The sequence below is a fragment of the Stenotrophomonas sp. A3_2 genome, assembly GCF_036624925.1.
GTDB lineage: Bacteria > Pseudomonadota > Gammaproteobacteria > Xanthomonadales > Xanthomonadaceae > Stenotrophomonas > Stenotrophomonas hibiscicola.
Map to the genome: position 1 here is coordinate 1 of NZ_JAZKVY010000239.1, position 16,764 is coordinate 16,764.

Below are 16,764 nucleotides of genomic sequence, written 5' to 3' on the forward strand. Positions count from 1 at the left end.
GAAATGGTGATGCCGGGTGACAACGTCAAGATGGTCGTCACCCTGATCAACCCGGTGGCGATGGACGAAGGCCTGCGCTTCGCCATCCGCGAAGGCGGCCGCACCGTCGGCGCCGGCGTGGTCTCGAAGATCATCGAGTAAGCCTGCAGTACCGGTGGTTGCATAGCGCCGCCGGTTACGCGAATGGCGGGCCGGGAACCTCGGTCCGCCTTCGCCGTCTAAGGGAAGGCAAGTTTCAACACGTACGCCAGTAGCTCAATTGGCAGAGCAGCGGTCTCCAAAACCGCAGGTTGGGGGTTCGAGTCCCTCCTGGCGTGCCATCTGCCCACCTTATCCAGCGGCCTGGGCCGCTAAAGCAGACACAGCCGGATGAATAGCAAGATCGAACACTCCAAGGACAACTCCGCCAATGGCGGGGATATCGTCAAGTACGTCGCCGCATCGCTGCTGGTGCTGGCCGGTCTGTTCGTCTGGTTCTGGTTCTCCGCCGATTCCGGTCGCGCCACCCAGCTGGGTGCGTGGGCGGGTCAGCTGCGTGCGTTGGCGGTTGTGGTCGGTCTGGTTGGCGGTATCGGCGTGTTCATGCTGACCGGCAAGGGGCGCGACACCCGCGAATTCCTCTCCGAGTCGCGCTTCGAACTGCGCAAGGTGGTCTGGCCGACGCGCCAGGAAGCCATCCGCATGACCTGGGTCGTGATGGTGGTGGTGACCATTCTCAGTCTGTTGCTGGGTGGGTTCGATTACGTCATTCAGTGGCTGGTTCAGTTGTTCCTGAGCCGCTAAGGAGAATTGCATGAAGCGTTGGTACGTCGTTCACGCCTATTCGGGCTTCGAGAAGTCGGTGGCGCAGGCCCTGCGCGATCGCATCGTCCGTGACGGCATGGAAGAGCGCTTCGGCGATGTCCTGGTCCCGACCGAAGAAGTGGTCGAGATGCGCGCTGGCCAGAAGCGCCGCTCCGAGCGCAAGTTCTTCCCGGGTTATGTGCTGGTCCAGATCGAGACCCACGAAGAAGCCGGCATTCCGCGCATCGACAACGAAAGCTGGCATCTGGTCAAGGAAACCCCGCGCGTCATGGGCTTCATCGGCGGCACCGCCGACCGTCCGCTGCCGATCGCCGATTCCGAGGCCGAGGCCATCCTGAACCGCGTTCAGGAAGGTGTCGAGAAGCCGCGTCCGAAGGTGCTGTTCGAGCCGGGCCAGATGGTCCGCGTCACTGATGGCCCGTTCAACGATTTCAATGGCGTCGTCGAAGAAGTCAACTACGAGAAGAGCCGTCTGCGCGTTTCCGTGCTGATCTTCGGTCGCGCTACTCCGGTCGAACTCGAGTTCGGCCAGGTCGAAAAAGCCGTCTGATCCAACTGCAGAGTCGAGCCATGCTCGGCTCCTGAACAGAAACCGGGCTTGGCCCGGTTTCTCTCGTTTATGTGCCACTTCAGGCATGTGAAGAAAAAACCTGATATAGTGCGCGGCTCCCCGCTGGGAAGCCAGCAGGATGAGGCCGCCGCAAGGCGGCCTTCAGCATGATTTCAAAACGCGATGCCGGGACGCGTGATTCCCGGTCCGATGGGGAGCCTGTTGTCGAAAGGCGCTAGCACCCGGAGAGTACTCACATGGCAAAGAAAGTTGTCGGTTACATCAAGCTGCAGGTGAAGGCCGGTCAGGCCAACCCCTCGCCGCCGGTCGGCCCTGCGCTGGGTCAGCGCGGTCTGAACATCATGGAATTCTGCAAGGCGTTCAACGCTGCCACGCAGAAGCTCGAGCCGGGCCTGCCGGTTCCGGTGATCATCACGGCCTACTCGGACCGTACGTTCACCTTCATCACCAAGAGCACCCCGGCCACCACCCTGCTGAAGAAGGCTGCTGGCATCTCGTCGGGCTCCAAGCGCCCGAACACCGAGAAGGTCGGCAAGGTCACCCGTAAGCAGCTGGAAGAGATCGCCAAGGCGAAGGAACCGGATCTGACTGCCGCCGATCTGGACGCCGCCGTGCGTACCATCGCTGGCTCTGCCCGTTCCATGGGCCTCGTGGTGGAGGGTTAATAAGATGGCACAGACCAAGCGTGAGAAGGCCATCAAGGCCGCCGTCGTTCCGGGCAAGGCATACGCCTTCGAGGACGCGATCAACATCCTGAAGACCGCCACCAAGGCCAAGTTCGTCGAGTCGATCGACGTCGCTGTGCGCCTGGGCGTCGATGCGAAGAAGTCCGACCAGCAGGTCCGTGGCTCCACCGTGCTGCCGGCCGGTACCGGCAAGTCGGTCCGCGTCGCCGTGTTCGCTCCGGCCGGTGCCAAGGCTGACGAAGCCCTGGCCGCTGGCGCCGAAGCCGTCGGCATGGATGATCTGGCCGAGAAGATGCAGGCCGGCGATCTGAACTACGACGTCGTCATCGCGACCCCGGACGCCATGCGCGTCGTCGGCAAGCTGGGCACCGTGCTGGGCCCGCGTGGCCTGATGCCGAACCCGAAGGTCGGCACCGTTTCCCCGAACCCGGGTGAAGCCGTGAAGAACGCCAAGTCGGGCCAGGTCCGTTACCGTACCGACAAGGCCGGCATCATCCACTGCACCATCGGCAAGGCCGACTTCGCCGAAGACGCGCTGAAGTCGAACCTGACCGCGCTGCTGCTGGACCTGATCAAGGCCAAGCCGGCCACCTCCAAGGGCACCTACCTGCAGAAGGTTTCGGTCAGCTCGACGATGGGCCCGGGCGTCACCGTCGACCAGTCGTCGCTGACCCTGAAGTAATTGTTTCAAGCGGTCACGGTACCTTCGGTGCCGTGACCGTGACATTTGAAGGCATCGCTGGCAGTGCATCGCCCGCGGTAGCCGTCAAAGACCGCAGGCGCGGTCGTGGCAATACCGGCGACGGGCAGGGAAGCTCGACCTGGCAAGGAGTCGCCGCCGGAGCAGTCATGAACGCTTAATCGATTCCCCGGAATCACCCTGCGTAGATGGTGCCCTTCTGGAGTTTTTCTGGTTCACGCACGTCTGGGTTTCCCCAGGTTGGCCCACTCCAGGTCTAGAACGGCCCACCCCCGGAACATCATCCCGATGTTCCCGGCGTCCAGGACGGATGCCGCACAGGACCGCACACGGCAGGAGCCGTAAGCGGAGTTCAATAGGAGGAGTGCAATGGCTCTCAATCTGTCCCAGAAGCAAGAAGTAGTCGCCGAGCTGGCAGACGTCGCCGCCAAGGCCCACTCCTTGATCGCAGCCGAATACGCTGGCACCACGGTCGCCCAGATGACCGCGATGCGCAAGCAGGCTCGTGAAACCGGTGTTTTCTTGAAGGTTGTCAAGAACACCCTGGCTTCGCGCGCCGTTGAAGGCACCGAGTTCGCAGTCGCCCAGGACCAGATGGTTGGTCCGCTGCTGTACGCGTTCTCGCTCGAGGAGCCCGGCGCTGCCGGTCGCCTGATCAAGGAAGCCGCCAAGGGCAACGACAAGCTGAAGGCTAAGGTCGTCGCCATCGGTGGCGAAGTGTTCCCGGCAAGCCACGTCGAAGTGCTGGCCTCGCTGCCGACCCGCGACCAGGCCCTGGCCATGCTGGCCCGCGTCCTGACCGAGCCGGTCACGATGTTTGCCCGCGCCATCAAGGCCGTTGGCGAGAAGCAGGGTGGTGGCGACGTCGCTGCCGACGCTGCCGAGCCGGCCGCCGAGACCGCCTGAGTTTCGACTTATCGTGGTTCCTGACGGAACCTCAACCCAGAAAATCATCCAAAGGTATTAATCATGTCCCTTACCAACGAACAGATCGTCGACGCCATCGCCGAGAAGTCCCTGATGGAAGTGATGGAGCTGGTCAAGGCCATCGAAGAGAAGTTCGGCGTCTCCGCCGCTGCTCCGGTTGCCGTGGCTGCCGCCGCTGGCCCGGCCGCTGCTGTTGAAGAGCAGACCGAGTTCACCGTCACCCTGAAGTCGGCCGGCGACAAGAAGGTCGAAGTCATCAAGGCCGTCCGCGCCATCACCGGCCTGGGCCTGAAGGAAGCGAAGGACCTGGCCGAAGCCGGTGGCGTCCTGAAGGAAGGCGCTTCGAAGGAAGACGCCGAGAAGATGAAGAAGGACCTGGAAGCTGCTGGCGCGACTGTCGAAGTCAAGTAAGCAGTTACCTTGCATCGTCATCGATTCGCGGCGATGCAGCCAAGGCTGGGGGCGTAAGCCCCCGGCCTTTGGTCGTTGTTGCGGTGGTGTAGAGTCGACTGTTAGTCGACTGCTGTGAAGGAAGTTGACTAACAGTCGACTCTACCTTTTCAAATGCAGGAAAAAAGCCCAACACGGGCTGCAGTCAAACCCCGGCAGGCCAGCGCATGGCGCGGCAGCGGGGGAGTGGAAGCAGACGAGTTGGCAGTTGGAAGTAGCGGGAGAAGGCGTGCTGGTGCCGGCAATACCAGCGACTTCCAACTGACAATTTCAAGTTCCCTTCGGATCGTGGGCGCACGATCCGCACAACAAGGTGGAAGACCTCATGACGTCCTATTCGTTCACCGAAAAAAAGCGTATCCGCAAGGATTTCGGCAAGCAGCGCTCGATTCTCGAAGTGCCGTTCCTGCTCGCCATCCAGGTGGATTCCTATCGTGAATTCCTGCAGGAGAACGTCGATCCGGCCAAGCGCACGGACCACGGCCTGCACGCTGCGCTGAAGTCGGTCTTCCCGATCGCCAGCTACAGCGGCAACGCTGCCCTGGAATACGTCGGCTACAAGCTGGGCGAACCGGTCTTCGACGAGCGTGAGTGCCGCCAGCGTGGCATGAGCTACGGCGCCCCGCTGCGCGTGACCGTGCGCCTGGTGATCTACGACCGTGAGTCGTCGACCAAGGCCATCAAGTACGTGAAGGAGCAGGAGGTCTATCTGGGCGAAATCCCGCTGATGACCGAGAACGGCACCTTCATCGTCAACGGTACCGAGCGCGTCATCGTCTCGCAGCTGCATCGCTCGCCGGGCGTGTTCTTCGACCACGACCGCGGCAAGACCCACAGCTCGGGCAAGCTGCTGTACAGCGCCCGCATCATTCCTTACCGCGGTTCCTGGCTGGACTTCGAGTTCGACCCGAAGGATGCGCTGTTCACCCGTATCGACCGCCGCCGCAAGCTGCCGGTGTCGATCCTGCTGCGCGCGCTTGGTTACAGCAACGAAGAGATGCTGGCCGAGTTCTTCGAGATCAACACCTTCCACATCAACCCGGATGAAGGCGTCCAGCTGGAGCTGGTGCCCGAGCGCCTGCGTGGCGAAACCCTGGGCTTCGACCTCGCCGACGGCGACAAGGTCATCGTGGAAGCCGGCAAGCGCATCACCGCGCGCCACATCAAGCAGCTGGAAGCCTCGGGCATCGCCGCCCTGGCCGTGCCGGACGACTACATCGTCGGCCGCATCCTGTCGCACGACGTGGTCGATGCCTCGACCGGCGAACTGCTGGCCCAGGCCAACGACGAGATCACCGACGAACAGCTGCAGGCCTTCCGCAAGGCCGGCGTGGACGCGGTCGGCACCCTGTGGGTGAACGACCTGGATCGTGGTCCGTACCTGTCCAACACCCTGCGCATCGACCCGACCAAGACCCAGCTGGAAGCGCTGGTCGAGATCTACCGCATGATGCGTCCGGGCGAGCCGCCGACCAAGGATGCCGCGCAGAACCTGTTCCACAACCTGTTCTTCACCTTCGAGCGCTACGACCTGTCCGCGGTCGGCCGCATGAAGTTCAACCGTCGCGTGGGCCGCAAGGAAACCACCGGCGAAGCCGTGCTGTACGACAGCAAGTACTTCGGTGAGCGCAACGACGAAGAGTCCAAGCGCCTGGTCGCCGCCCACGGCGACAGCTCCGACATCCTCGACGTGATCAAGGTCCTGACCGAGATCCGCAACGGTCGCGGCGTGGTCGACGACATCGATCACCTGGGCAACCGTCGCGTGCGCTCGGTCGGTGAAATGGCCGAGAACGTGTTCCGCGTGGGCCTGGTCCGCGTCGAGCGCGCGGTCAAGGAGCGCCTGTCGATGGCCGAGTCGGAAGGCCTGACCCCTCAGGAGCTGATCAACGCCAAGCCGGTCGCCGCTGCCATCAAGGAGTTCTTCGGCTCCTCGCAGCTGTCGCAGTTCATGGATCAGAACAACCCGCTGTCGGAAGTGACGCACAAGCGTCGCGTCTCGGCCCTGGGCCCGGGCGGCCTGACCCGCGAGCGCGCCGGCTTCGAAGTGCGCGACGTGCACCCGACCCATTACGGTCGCGTCTGCACCATCGAAACCCCGGAAGGCCCGAACATCGGCCTGATCAACTCGCTGGCCGTGTACGCCCGCACCAACCAGTACGGTTTCCTCGAGACCCCGTACCGAAAGGTCGTGGACGGCAAGGTCTATGACGAAGTCGAGTTCCTGTCGGCGATCGAAGAAAACGAGTACGTCATTGCGCAGGCCAACGCGCTGACCGACGCCAAGGGCACCCTGACCGAGCAGTTCGTGCCGTGCCGCTTCCAGGGCGAATCGCTGCTGAAGCCGCCGGCGGAAGTGCACTTCATGGACGTCTCGCCGATGCAGACCGTGTCGATCGCGGCCGCGCTGGTTCCGTTCCTGGAGCACGATGACGCCAACCGCGCACTGATGGGCGCCAACATGCAGCGTCAGGCCGTGCCGACCCTGCGTGCGCAGAAGCCGCTGGTGGGTACCGGCATCGAGCGCGCCGTGGCGCGTGACTCCGGCGTGACCGTGAACGCCCGCCGTGGTGGCGAGATCGTGCAGATCGACGCAGCCCGCATCGTGGTCAAGGTCAACGAGGAAGAGATCGTTGGCGCCACCGACGCGGGCGTGGACATCTACAACCTGGTCAAGTACACCCGTTCGAACCAGAACACCTGCATCAACCAGCGTCCGCTGGTCCAGGTGGGTGACGTCATCGCCCGCGGTGACGTGCTGGCCGACGGTCCGTCCACCGACATCGGCGAACTGGCCCTGGGCCAGAACATGCTGATCGCGTTCATGCCGTGGAACGGCTACAACTTCGAAGACTCCATCCTGCTCTCCGAGCGCGTGGTGGAAGAAGATCGTTACACCACGATCCACATCGAAGAGCTGACCTGCGTCGCGCGTGACACCAAGCTGGGGCCGGAGGAAATCTCCGCCGACATCCCGAACGTCTCCGAGCAGGCGCTGAACCGCCTGGACGAGAGCGGCGTGGTGTACATCGGTGCGGAAGTCCGTGCCGGCGACATCCTGGTCGGCAAGGTCACCCCGAAGGGCGAAAGCCAGCTGACTCCGGAAGAGAAGCTGCTGCGCGCGATCTTCGGCGAGAAGGCTTCGGACGTGAAGGACAGCTCGCTGCGCGTTCCGCCGGGCATGGACGGCACCGTCATCGACGTGCAGGTCTTCACCCGCGACGGCATCGAGAAGGACAAGCGCGCCCGCCAGATCGAAGAGTCTGAAATCAAGCGCGTCAAGAAGGACTTCGACGACCAGTTCCGCATCCTGGAGGCCGCCATCTACATGCGTCTGCGTTCGCAGATCGTGGGCAAGGTGGTCAACGGTGGCGCTGGCCTGAAGAAGGGTGACGTGATCACCGACGCCTTCCTGGACGGCCTGAAGAAGGCTGACTGGTTCGCCCTGCGCATGAAGGACGAAGACGCTTCGGAAGCCATCGAGCGCGCACAGAAGCAGATCCAGGCGCACGAGAAGGAATTCGAGCGTCGCTTCGCCGACAAGCGCGGCAAGATCACCGCCGGTGACGACCTCGCCCCGGGCGTGCTGAAGATGGTCAAGGTGTTCCTGGCCGTGAAGCGCCGCATCCAGCCGGGCGACAAGATGGCCGGCCGCCACGGCAACAAGGGTGTGGTCTCCAACGTGGTGCCGGTCGAGGACATGCCGTACATGGCCTCGGGCGAAACCGTGGATATCGTGCTGAACCCGCTGGGCGTGCCGTCGCGCATGAACATCGGCCAGATCCTGGAAGTGCACCTGGGTTGGGCCGCCAAGGGCCTGGGTCGCAAGATCCAGGCGATGCTGGAAGCCCAGGCGGCGGTGGCCGACCTGCGCAAGTTCCTGGACGACATCTACAACCACGACGATACCAACGTGGCCAACCGTGTCGACCTGTCGCAGTTCAGCGACGAGGAACTGCTGCGCCTGGCCCGCAACCTGACCGACGGCGTGCCGATGGCCACCCCGGTGTTCGACGGCGCCACCGAAGCGGAAATCAAGCGCATGCTGGAACTGGCCGACCTGCCGAGCAGTGGCCAGACCCAGCTGTACGACGGCCGCACCGGTGAAGCATTCGATCGCCACACCACGGTTGGTTACATGCACTACCTGAAGCTGAACCACCTGGTCGACGACAAGATGCACGCCCGTTCGACCGGCCCGTACTCGCTCGTCACCCAGCAGCCGCTGGGCGGCAAGGCGCAGTTCGGCGGCCAGCGCTTCGGTGAAATGGAAGTCTGGGCGCTGGAAGCCTACGGCGCGGCCTACACCCTGCAGGAAATGCTGACGGTGAAGTCCGACGACGTGCAGGGCCGCAACCAGATGTACAAGAACATCGTCGACGGTGAGCACGAGATGGTCGCGGGCATGCCGGAATCCTTCAACGTGCTCGTGAAGGAAATCCGCTCGCTGGCCATCAACATGGAACTGGAAGACAACTGATCCATGCCGGCGCGGCGGCCTCCACCGCCGCGCCGCTGGCAGTGAACTGAAAGCCCATCGACACAGCATTCCTCCTTCTGGAGAACACCATGAAAGACCTGCTCAACCTCTTCAACCAGCAGCGCCAGACGCTGGACTTCGACGCGATCAAGATCGCGCTGGCTTCGCCGGACCTGATCCGTTCGTGGTCCTTCGGCGAAGTGAAGAAGCCGGAAACCATCAACTACCGCACCTTCAAGCCGGAACGCGACGGCCTGTTCTGCGCCGCCATCTTCGGACCGGTGAAGGACTACGAGTGCCTGTGCGGCAAGTACAAGCGCATGAAGCACCGCGGCGTGGTCTGCGAAAAGTGCGGCACCGAAGTGACCCTGGCCAAGGTGCGCCGCGAGCGCATGGGCCATATCGACCTGGCTTCGCCGGTCGCCCACATCTGGTTCCTCAAGTCGCTGCCGTCGCGTATCGGCCTGATGCTGGACATGACCCTGCGCGACATCGAGCGCGTGCTGTATTTCGAAGCCTACGTGGTGACCGAGCCGGGCCTGACCGCCCTGGAACGCCGCCAGCTGCTGACCGAGGAACAGTACCTGCAGGCCCGCCAGGAGCACGGTGACGACTTCGACGCCGCCATGGGCGCCGAGGCCGTGTACGAACTGCTGCGCACGATCGACCTGCAGTCGGAAATGACCCGCCTGCGCGAGGAAATCGCCGCTACCGGTTCGGAAACCAAGCTCAAGCGCCTCACCAAGCGCATCAAGCTGATCGAAGCCTTCCTGGAATCGGGCAACCGTCCGGAATGGATGGTCATGACCGTGCTGCCGGTGCTGCCGCCGGACCTGCGTCCGCTGGTCCCGCTGGATGGCGGCCGCTTCGCGACCTCCGACCTGAACGACCTGTACCGCCGCGTCATCAACCGCAACAACCGCCTGCGCCGCCTGCTCGAACTGAGCGCGCCGGACATCATCGTGCGCAATGAAAAGCGCATGCTGCAGGAGTCGGTCGATGCGCTGCTGGACAACGGCCGTCGTGGCCGTGCCATCACCGGCACCAACAAGCGCCCGCTGAAGTCGCTGGCCGACATGATCAAGGGCAAGCAGGGTCGCTTCCGCCAGAACCTGCTCGGCAAGCGCGTCGACTACTCGGGCCGTTCGGTCATCGTGGTCGGCCCGTACCTGCGCCTGCACCAGTGCGGCCTGCCGAAGAAGATGGCGCTCGAGCTGTTCAAGCCGTTCGTCTTCGCCAAGCTGCAGCGTCGTGGCCTGGCCACCACCATCAAGGCCGCCAAGAAGCTGGTCGAGCGCGAAGAAGCCGAAGTCTGGGACATCCTGGAAGAGGTCATCCGCGAGCATCCGGTGATGCTGAACCGTGCGCCGACCCTGCACCGTCTGGGTATCCAGGCGTTCGAGCCGGTGCTGATCGAAGGCAAGGCCATCCAGCTGCACCCGCTGGTCTGCACCGCCTTCAACGCCGACTTCGACGGTGACCAGATGGCCGTCCACGTGCCGCTCTCGCTGGAAGCCCAGCTGGAAGCGCGTGCGCTGATGATGTCGACCAACAACATCCTGTCGCCGGCCAACGGCGAGCCGATCATCGTGCCGTCGCAGGACGTCGTGCTGGGTCTGTACTACATGACCCGCTCGCTGGAGAACAAGAAGGGCGAGGGCATGGCCTTCGCCAACATCGCCGAAGTCAAGCGCGCCTACGACAACCGCGTGGTGGAACTGCACGCCAAGGTCAAGGTCCGCATCACCGAGGTGGTGACCGACGAAGATGGCAACAAGCAGAACAAGACCTCGATCGTGGACACCACGATCGGTCGCGCCCTGCTGGCTGAAATCCTGCCGGAAGGCCTGCCGTTCGCACTGGCCAATGTCGAACTGACCAAGAAGAACATCAGCCGCCTGATCAACTCCAGCTACCGCCAGCTGGGCCTGAAGGACACGGTCGTGTTCGCTGACAAGCTGATGTACACCGGCTTCGCCTACGCGACCCGTGCCGGCGTCTCGATCGGCATCGACGACATGCTGATCCCGGACGAGAAGAAGGGCATCCTCACCGAGGCCGAAGCCGAAGTGCTGGAAATCCAGGAGCAGTACCAGTCGGGCCTGGTCACCGCCGGCGAGCGCTACAACAAGGTGGTCGACATCTGGTCGCGCACCAACGAGCGCATCGCCAAGGCGATGATGGACACCATCGGTACCGAGAAGGTGGTCAATGCCAAGGGTGAGACCATCGACCAGAAGTCGATGAACTCGCTGTACATCATGGCCGACTCCGGTGCGCGTGGTTCGCAGGCGCAGATCCGTCAGCTGGCCGGCATGCGCGGCCTGATGGCCCGCCCGGACGGCTCGATCATCGAGACGCCCATCAAGGCGAACTTCCGCGAAGGCCTGAACGTGCAGGAGTACTTCAACTCCACCCACGGTGCCCGTAAGGGTCTGGCCGATACCGCGCTGAAGACCGCGAACTCGGGTTACCTGACCCGTCGTCTGGTCGACGTCGCGCAGGACGTGGTGATCACCGAGGTGGATTGCGGTACCACCGAAGGCCTGATCATGACCCCGATCGTGGAAGGCGGCGACGTGGTCGAGCCGCTGAAGGACCGCGTGCTGGGTCGCGTGGTGGCCGAGGACGTGTTCCTGCCGGGCAACGATGAAGATCCGATCGTCACCCGCAACACCCTGCTGGACGAAGCCTGGGTGGCCAAGCTGGAAGATGCCGGCGTGCAGACCATCAAGGTCCGCTCGACCATCTCCTGCGAATCGGCCTTCGGTGTCTGCTCGCGCTGCTACGGCCGCGATCTGGCCCGCGGCCACCTGGTCAACATCGGTGAAGCGGTCGGCGTCATCGCCGCCCAGTCCATCGGTGAGCCGGGTACCCAGCTGACCATGCGTACGTTCCACATCGGTGGTGCGGCGTCGCGAGCTGCTGCGGTCGACAACATCACCGTCAAGACCACCGGCTCGGTCAAGTTCAGCAACCTCAAGTCGGTCGAGCACGCCAACGGCTCGCTGGTGGCGGTGTCGCGCTCGGGCGAAATCTCGGTGCTCGATGCCCACGGTCGTGAGCGTGAGCGTTACAAGCTGCCGTACGGTGCGACCATCACGTCCAAGGACGGTGATGCGATCAAGGCTGGCCAGACCGTGGCCAACTGGGATCCGCATAACCACCCGATCGTGTCGGAAGTGGCCGGCTTCATCCGCTTCATCGACTTCGTCGACGGCATCACCGTCATCGAGAAGACCGACGAGCTGACCGGCCTTGCCTCGCGCGAAATCACCGATCCGAAGCGTCGTGGTACCCAGGCCAAGGACCTGCGCCCGATCGTGCGCATCGTCGACGCCAAGGGCAATGACCTGTCGATCCCGGGCACCGATCTGCCGGCGCAGTACCTGCTGCCGCCGCGCTCGATCGTCAACCTGCAGGACGGCGCTGCCGTCGGCGTGGGTGACGTGGTCGCCAAGATTCCGCAGGAAGCGTCGAAGACCCGCGACATCACCGGTGGTCTGCCGCGCGTGGCCGATCTGTTCGAAGCCCGCAAGCCGAAGGATCCGGCGGTGCTGGCCGAGCGTTCGGGCATCATCAGCTTCGGCAAGGACACCAAGGGCAAGCAGCGCCTGATCATCAAGGACACCGATGGTTCGGAGCACGAAGAGCTGATCCCGAAGTACCGCCAGGTCATCGTGTTCGAAGGCGAGCATGTCACCAAGGGTGAAACCATCGTGGACGGCGAGCCGAGCCCGCAGGACATCCTGCGCCTGCTGGGTGTCGAACCGCTGGCTGCCTACCTGGTGAAGGAAATCCAGGACGTGTATCGTCTGCAGGGCGTGAAGATCAACGACAAGCACATCGAGGTGATCACCCGCCAGATGCTGCGCAAGGTCGAGATCACCGACCAGGGCAGCAGCAAGTTCCTGAACGGCGAACAGGTGGAGCGCCAGCGCGTTATCGAGGAGAATGCGCGCCTCGCGGCCCGCAACGAGCTGCCGGCTCGTTTCGATCCGGTGCTGCTGGGTATCACCAAGGCCTCGCTGGCGACCGAATCGTTCATCTCGGCCGCGTCGTTCCAGGAAACCACCCGTGTGTTGACCGAAGCGGCCGTCCGCGGCACCTCGGACAACCTGCGCGGCCTGAAGGAAAACGTCATCGTGGGTCGCCTGATTCCGGCCGGTACCGGCCTGGCGTACCACAGCAACCGCCGCCGCGGCGCCTCCGGCCTTACCGAGTCGGAAATGCAGACCCTGGCCGGCACTCCGGCTGCGGTCGAGGCAGCGGTGGTTGAAGCCGAAGCTGAACAGGCCTCGGGCGAAGAATGATGCATCTGGTCCGGCCGCAAGGCCGGACCACCCGGGCGGTAGAGTCGACTGTTGGTCGACTGCCATCGAGAGTCGGCTAACAGTCGACTCTACCGGCGCAGGGCAGGGTGGACCTCGTGGTTCACCCCGCCAACCTGAACGGGGTACATGGAGGCCCCCCAGTAACGTTCCGGGATCAGGAGCGGGCTTGACAGGAGGCGTTTGACTGCTTTCCTGGCAGGTTGCTACAATCGTCTGTCTCAGCAGGCCAGAATTTTGGCCTGCTTTAACATTTCCGCATCTCTGGCCGGATTTTCCGGCCACCAATCAGAAGAACCTACTGATGGCGACGATCAACCAGCTGGTCCGCAAGCCGCGGCAAGCGACCACCTACAAGAGTGCCTCGCCGGCGCTCGACAAGTGCCCGCAGCGCCGTGGCGTCTGCACCCGTGTCTACACCACCACTCCGAAGAAGCCGAACTCGGCTCTGCGCAAGGTTGCCAAGGTCCGCCTGACCAACCAGGAAGAAGTGATTTCCTACATCGGTGGTGAAGGCCACAACCTGCAGGAGCACTCCGTGGTCCTGATCCGCGGCGGTCGCGTCAAGGACCTGCCGGGTGTGCGTTACCACACCGTTCGTGGCTCGCTCGACGCCGCCGGCGTTGCCAAGCGTCGCCAGGCCCGTTCCAAGTACGGCGCCAAGCGTCCGAAGGCATAAGGAGAGAGCACAATGTCGCGTAAGGGTAATACTCCGCAGCGTTCCGTCCTGCCCGATCCGAAGCACGGAAGCGAAACCATCGCCCGTTTCATCAACATGGTCATGCAGAGCGGCAAGAAGTCCGTCGCCGAGAAGATCGTGTACGGCGCCATGGACGTGATCACCGAGAAGAACAGCAGCGCCAACGCCATTGAACTGGTGCAGAAGGCTCTGGACAACGTCGCTCCGGCGGTCGAAGTCAAGTCGCGCCGCGTCGGTGGTGCCACCTACCAGGTGCCGGTCGAAGTGCGTTCGTCGCGCAAGATGGCCCTGGCCATGCGCTGGCTGATCGACTCCGCGCGCAAGCGCGGCGAGAACACCATGCCGAAGAAGCTGGCTGCTGAACTGATCGACGCCTCGGAAAACCGTGGCGGCGCCATCAAGAAGCGCGAAGAAACCCACCGCATGGCCGAAGCCAACAAGGCATTCGCCCACTACCGCTGGTGAGTTTGACGGCCTTGTAAAACAGGCAGGGCAGCACCACTTCGGTGCGTGCTGCCTCGCGGTCCCAGAAAGACTGCGCCAATCCGAAGGCCGCCGAAAGGCGGCGTTCGGCCATCCGAAATCCAAGAAATCTGAGAGGCTCCCGTGGCCCGTTCCACTCCCATCGAGCGTTACCGTAACTTCGGCATCATGGCTCACATCGATGCCGGCAAGACCACCACGTCCGAGCGCATCCTGTTCTACACCGGCAAGAGCCACAAGATCGGTGAAGTGCACGACGGCGCCGCCACCATGGACTGGATGGAGCAGGAGCAGGAGCGTGGCATCACGATCCAGTCCGCTGCCACCACCGCGTTCTGGAAGGGCATGGACAAGTCCCTGCCGGAGCACCGCTTCAACATCATCGACACCCCGGGGCACGTCGACTTCACCATCGAAGTGGAGCGCTCGCTGCGCGTGCTCGACGGTGCCGTCTTCGTCCTGTGCGCCGTCGGTGGCGTGCAGCCGCAGTCGGAAACCGTGTGGCGCCAGGCCAACAAGTACCACGTGCCGCGCATCGCGTTCGTCAACAAGATGGACCGCACCGGTGCCAACTTCCAGAAGGTCGTCGGCCAGCTGAAGGCCAAGCTGGGCGCGGTTGCCGTGCCGATGCAGCTGCCGATCGGCGCTGAAGACAACTTCAAGGGCGTTGTCGACCTGCTGAAGATGAAGGCCATCCACTGGGATGAAGCCTCGCAGGGCATGAAGTTCGAGTACAGCGACATCCCGGCCGATCTGCAGGCGGCTGCGGAAGAAGCTCGCCAGTTCATGGTCGAGACCGCTGCCGAAGCCAGCGAAGAGCTGATGGAAAAGTACCTGGGCGGCGAAGAGCTGGCCGAGGCCGAAATCATCAACGCGCTGCGTACCCGTACCCTGGCCACCGAGATCGTGCCGATGTACTGCGGCTCGGCCTTCAAGAACAAGGGCGTGCAGGCCATGCTGGACGGCGTGATCCAGCTGCTGCCGTCGCCGGTCGACGTGCCGGACGTGAAGGGCGTGGACGTTGACGACGACACCGTCGAAATGACCCGCAAGTCGGACGACAAGGCGCCGTTCTCGTCGCTGGCCTTCAAGATCATCACCGACCCGTTCGTAGGCGCGCTGACCTTCTTCCGTGTCTACTCGGGCACCCTGAACGGTGGCGACACCGTGCTGAACTCGGTGAAGGGCAAGAAGGAGCGCATCGGCCGCATCCTGCAGATGCACTCGAACAACCGCGAGGAAATCAAGGAAGTTCTGGCTGGTGACATCGCTGCTGCCGTGGGCCTGAAGGACACCACCACCGGTGACACCCTGTGCGCCGTGGATGCCCCGATCATCCTGGAGCGCATGACGTTCCCGGAGCCGGTGATCTCGATGGCCGTCGAGCCGAAGACCAAGTCGGACCAGGAAAAGATGGGTCTGGCGCTGGGTCGCCTGGCGCAGGAAGATCCGTCGTTCCGCGTCAAGACCGACGAAGAATCCGGCCAGACCATCATCTCGGGCATGGGCGAGCTGCACCTGGACATCATCGTCGACCGCCTGAAGCGCGAGTTCAACGTTGAAGCCAACGTCGGCGCGCCGCAGGTGGCCTACCGCGAAACCATCACCCTGGCTGACGTCAAGTCGGACTACAAGCACGCCAAGCAGTCCGGTGGTAAGGGTCAGTACGGTCACGTCGTGATCGAGCTGTCGCCGATCACCGCTGAAGATCGTGCCGATCCGAAGATCGCTCCGATGATCAAGGACGATTTCCTGTTCATCAACGACATCACCGGCGGCGTGATCCCGAAGGAATTCATTCCGTCGGTCGAAAAGGGCCTGCGCGAAACCATCACCAGCGGCCCGCTGGCTGGCTTCCCGGTCGTGGACGTCAAGGTGAAGCTGGTGTTCGGTTCGTACCACGACGTCGACTCCTCGGAAATGGCGTTCAAGCTGGCTTCGTCGATGGCCTTCAAGCAGGGCTTCGCCAAGGCCAAGCCGGTGCTGCTGGAGCCGATCATGAAGGTCGAGATCGTGACCCCGGAGGATTACCAGGGTGACGTGATGGGCGACGTCAGCCGTCGTCGCGGCGTGCTGCAGGGTTCCGACACCACCGGTGACGGTTCGGCCAGCATCATCAACGCGATGATCCCGCTGGGTGAAATGTTCGGCTACGCCACTGCGCTGCGTTCGCAGACCCAGGGCCGCGCCACCTTCACCATGGAATTCGATCACTACGAGCCGGCTCCGACCAACATCGCCGAAGCCGTCATGAAGAAGGGCTGAGCCTCGCTCAGCCTCTCTTGAAACCATTTACGAACAATCAAGGTATAGAACAATGGCAAAGGGTAAGTTCGAGCGCACCAAGCCGCACGTCAACGTCGGCACCATCGGTCACGTCGACCACGGCAAGACCACGCTGACCGCTGCACTGACCAAGATCGGTGCCGAGCGCTTCGGTGGCGAGTTCAAGGATTACTCCTCGATCGACGCCGCTCCGGAAGAAAAGGCACGTGGCATCACGATCTCGACCGCGCACGTCGAATACGAATCCCCGATCCGTCACTACGCCCACGTTGACTGCCCGGGCCACGCTGACTACGTCAAGAACATGATCACCGGTGCCGCCCAGATGGACGGCGCGATCCTGGTG

General features: G+C 63.2%; 12 protein-coding genes, 1 tRNA gene and 1 pseudogene. All 14 read left to right on the top strand.

Annotated features, from left to right (window positions below):
• Positions 1–141, top strand: a pseudogene (gene tuf / locus R5H29_RS09705) (elongation factor Tu); the annotation flags it as partial.
• A 103-nt stretch (positions 142–244) separates the two neighbouring features.
• Positions 245–320, top strand: a tRNA-Trp gene (locus R5H29_RS09710).
• A 49-nt stretch (positions 321–369) separates the two neighbouring features.
• Entirely contained in the window at positions 370–783 is a 414-nt protein-coding gene (gene secE, locus R5H29_RS09715) for a preprotein translocase subunit SecE (RefSeq protein WP_005408202.1), read from the top strand.
• A gap of 10 nt (positions 784–793) precedes the next feature.
• A complete protein-coding gene (gene nusG / locus R5H29_RS09720; protein ID WP_004154362.1) occupies positions 794–1,354 on the top strand; it encodes a transcription termination/antitermination protein NusG in 561 nt (186 codons plus the stop codon).
• Between the two features lie 257 nt (positions 1,355–1,611).
• Positions 1,612–2,040 carry a 50S ribosomal protein L11 gene (gene rplK, locus R5H29_RS09725; RefSeq protein WP_004145248.1) on the top strand — a complete coding sequence of 143 codons (429 nt, stop codon included), beginning with the start codon at positions 1,612–1,614 and terminating at the stop codon, positions 2,038–2,040.
• Between the two features lie 4 nt (positions 2,041–2,044).
• A complete protein-coding gene (rplA, locus tag R5H29_RS09730; protein WP_014646045.1) occupies positions 2,045–2,743 on the top strand; it encodes a 50S ribosomal protein L1 in 699 nt (232 codons plus the stop codon).
• Positions 2,744–3,130: 387 nt separating this feature from the next.
• Positions 3,131–3,667 carry a 50S ribosomal protein L10 gene (gene rplJ / locus R5H29_RS09735; protein WP_010480377.1) on the top strand — a complete coding sequence of 179 codons (537 nt, stop codon included), beginning with the start codon at positions 3,131–3,133 and terminating at the stop codon, positions 3,665–3,667.
• A gap of 63 nt (positions 3,668–3,730) precedes the next feature.
• A complete protein-coding gene (gene rplL, locus R5H29_RS09740) occupies positions 3,731–4,099 on the top strand; it encodes a 50S ribosomal protein L7/L12 (RefSeq protein WP_005408204.1) in 369 nt (122 codons plus the stop codon).
• A gap of 364 nt (positions 4,100–4,463) precedes the next feature.
• Positions 4,464–8,618, top strand: coding sequence for a DNA-directed RNA polymerase subunit beta (gene rpoB / locus R5H29_RS09745; RefSeq protein ID WP_019662235.1), 4,155 nt, complete (start codon positions 4,464–4,466; stop codon positions 8,616–8,618).
• 89 nt (positions 8,619–8,707) lie between these two features.
• Complete coding sequence (rpoC, locus tag R5H29_RS09750; RefSeq protein ID WP_019662236.1) at positions 8,708–12,931, top strand: DNA-directed RNA polymerase subunit beta'; 4,224 nt, start codon at positions 8,708–8,710, stop codon at positions 12,929–12,931.
• A gap of 322 nt (positions 12,932–13,253) precedes the next feature.
• Positions 13,254–13,628 (top strand): 30S ribosomal protein S12, encoded by a 375-nt coding sequence (gene rpsL, locus R5H29_RS09755; RefSeq protein ID WP_004145320.1) that lies wholly within the window; start codon positions 13,254–13,256, stop codon positions 13,626–13,628.
• Positions 13,629–13,640: 12 nt separating this feature from the next.
• Positions 13,641–14,114, top strand: coding sequence for a 30S ribosomal protein S7 (rpsG, locus tag R5H29_RS09760; protein ID WP_004145321.1), 474 nt, complete (start codon positions 13,641–13,643; stop codon positions 14,112–14,114).
• A 141-nt stretch (positions 14,115–14,255) separates the two neighbouring features.
• Entirely contained in the window at positions 14,256–16,397 is a 2,142-nt protein-coding gene (gene fusA / locus R5H29_RS09765) for an elongation factor G (protein ID WP_019662237.1), read from the top strand.
• A 52-nt stretch (positions 16,398–16,449) separates the two neighbouring features.
• Positions 16,450–16,764, top strand: a 315-nt coding sequence (locus R5H29_RS09770) for a GTP-binding protein (protein ID WP_332328654.1), incomplete at its 3' end; no start/stop codon positions are given.

What these genes read in the sequence shown, in the direction of transcription:
- rplA (WP_014646045.1), top strand. Translation starts at nt 2,045, where the DNA reads ATGGCACAGACCAAGCGTGAGAAGGCCATCAAGGCCGCCGTCGTTCCG.
- rplL (WP_005408204.1), top strand. Translation starts at nt 3,731, where the DNA reads ATGTCCCTTACCAACGAACAGATCGTCGACGCCATCGCCGAGAAGTCC.
- rpsG (WP_004145321.1), top strand. Translation starts at nt 13,641, where the DNA reads ATGTCGCGTAAGGGTAATACTCCGCAGCGTTCCGTCCTGCCCGATCCG.
- rpoB (WP_019662235.1), top strand. Translation starts at nt 4,464, where the DNA reads ATGACGTCCTATTCGTTCACCGAAAAAAAGCGTATCCGCAAGGATTTC.
- rplK (WP_004145248.1), top strand. Translation starts at nt 1,612, where the DNA reads ATGGCAAAGAAAGTTGTCGGTTACATCAAGCTGCAGGTGAAGGCCGGT.
- rplJ (WP_010480377.1), top strand. Translation starts at nt 3,131, where the DNA reads ATGGCTCTCAATCTGTCCCAGAAGCAAGAAGTAGTCGCCGAGCTGGCA.
- rpsL (WP_004145320.1), top strand. Translation starts at nt 13,254, where the DNA reads ATGGCGACGATCAACCAGCTGGTCCGCAAGCCGCGGCAAGCGACCACC.
- nusG (WP_004154362.1), top strand. Translation starts at nt 794, where the DNA reads ATGAAGCGTTGGTACGTCGTTCACGCCTATTCGGGCTTCGAGAAGTCG.
- rpoC (WP_019662236.1), top strand. Translation starts at nt 8,708, where the DNA reads ATGAAAGACCTGCTCAACCTCTTCAACCAGCAGCGCCAGACGCTGGAC.
- secE (WP_005408202.1), top strand. Translation starts at nt 370, where the DNA reads ATGAATAGCAAGATCGAACACTCCAAGGACAACTCCGCCAATGGCGGG.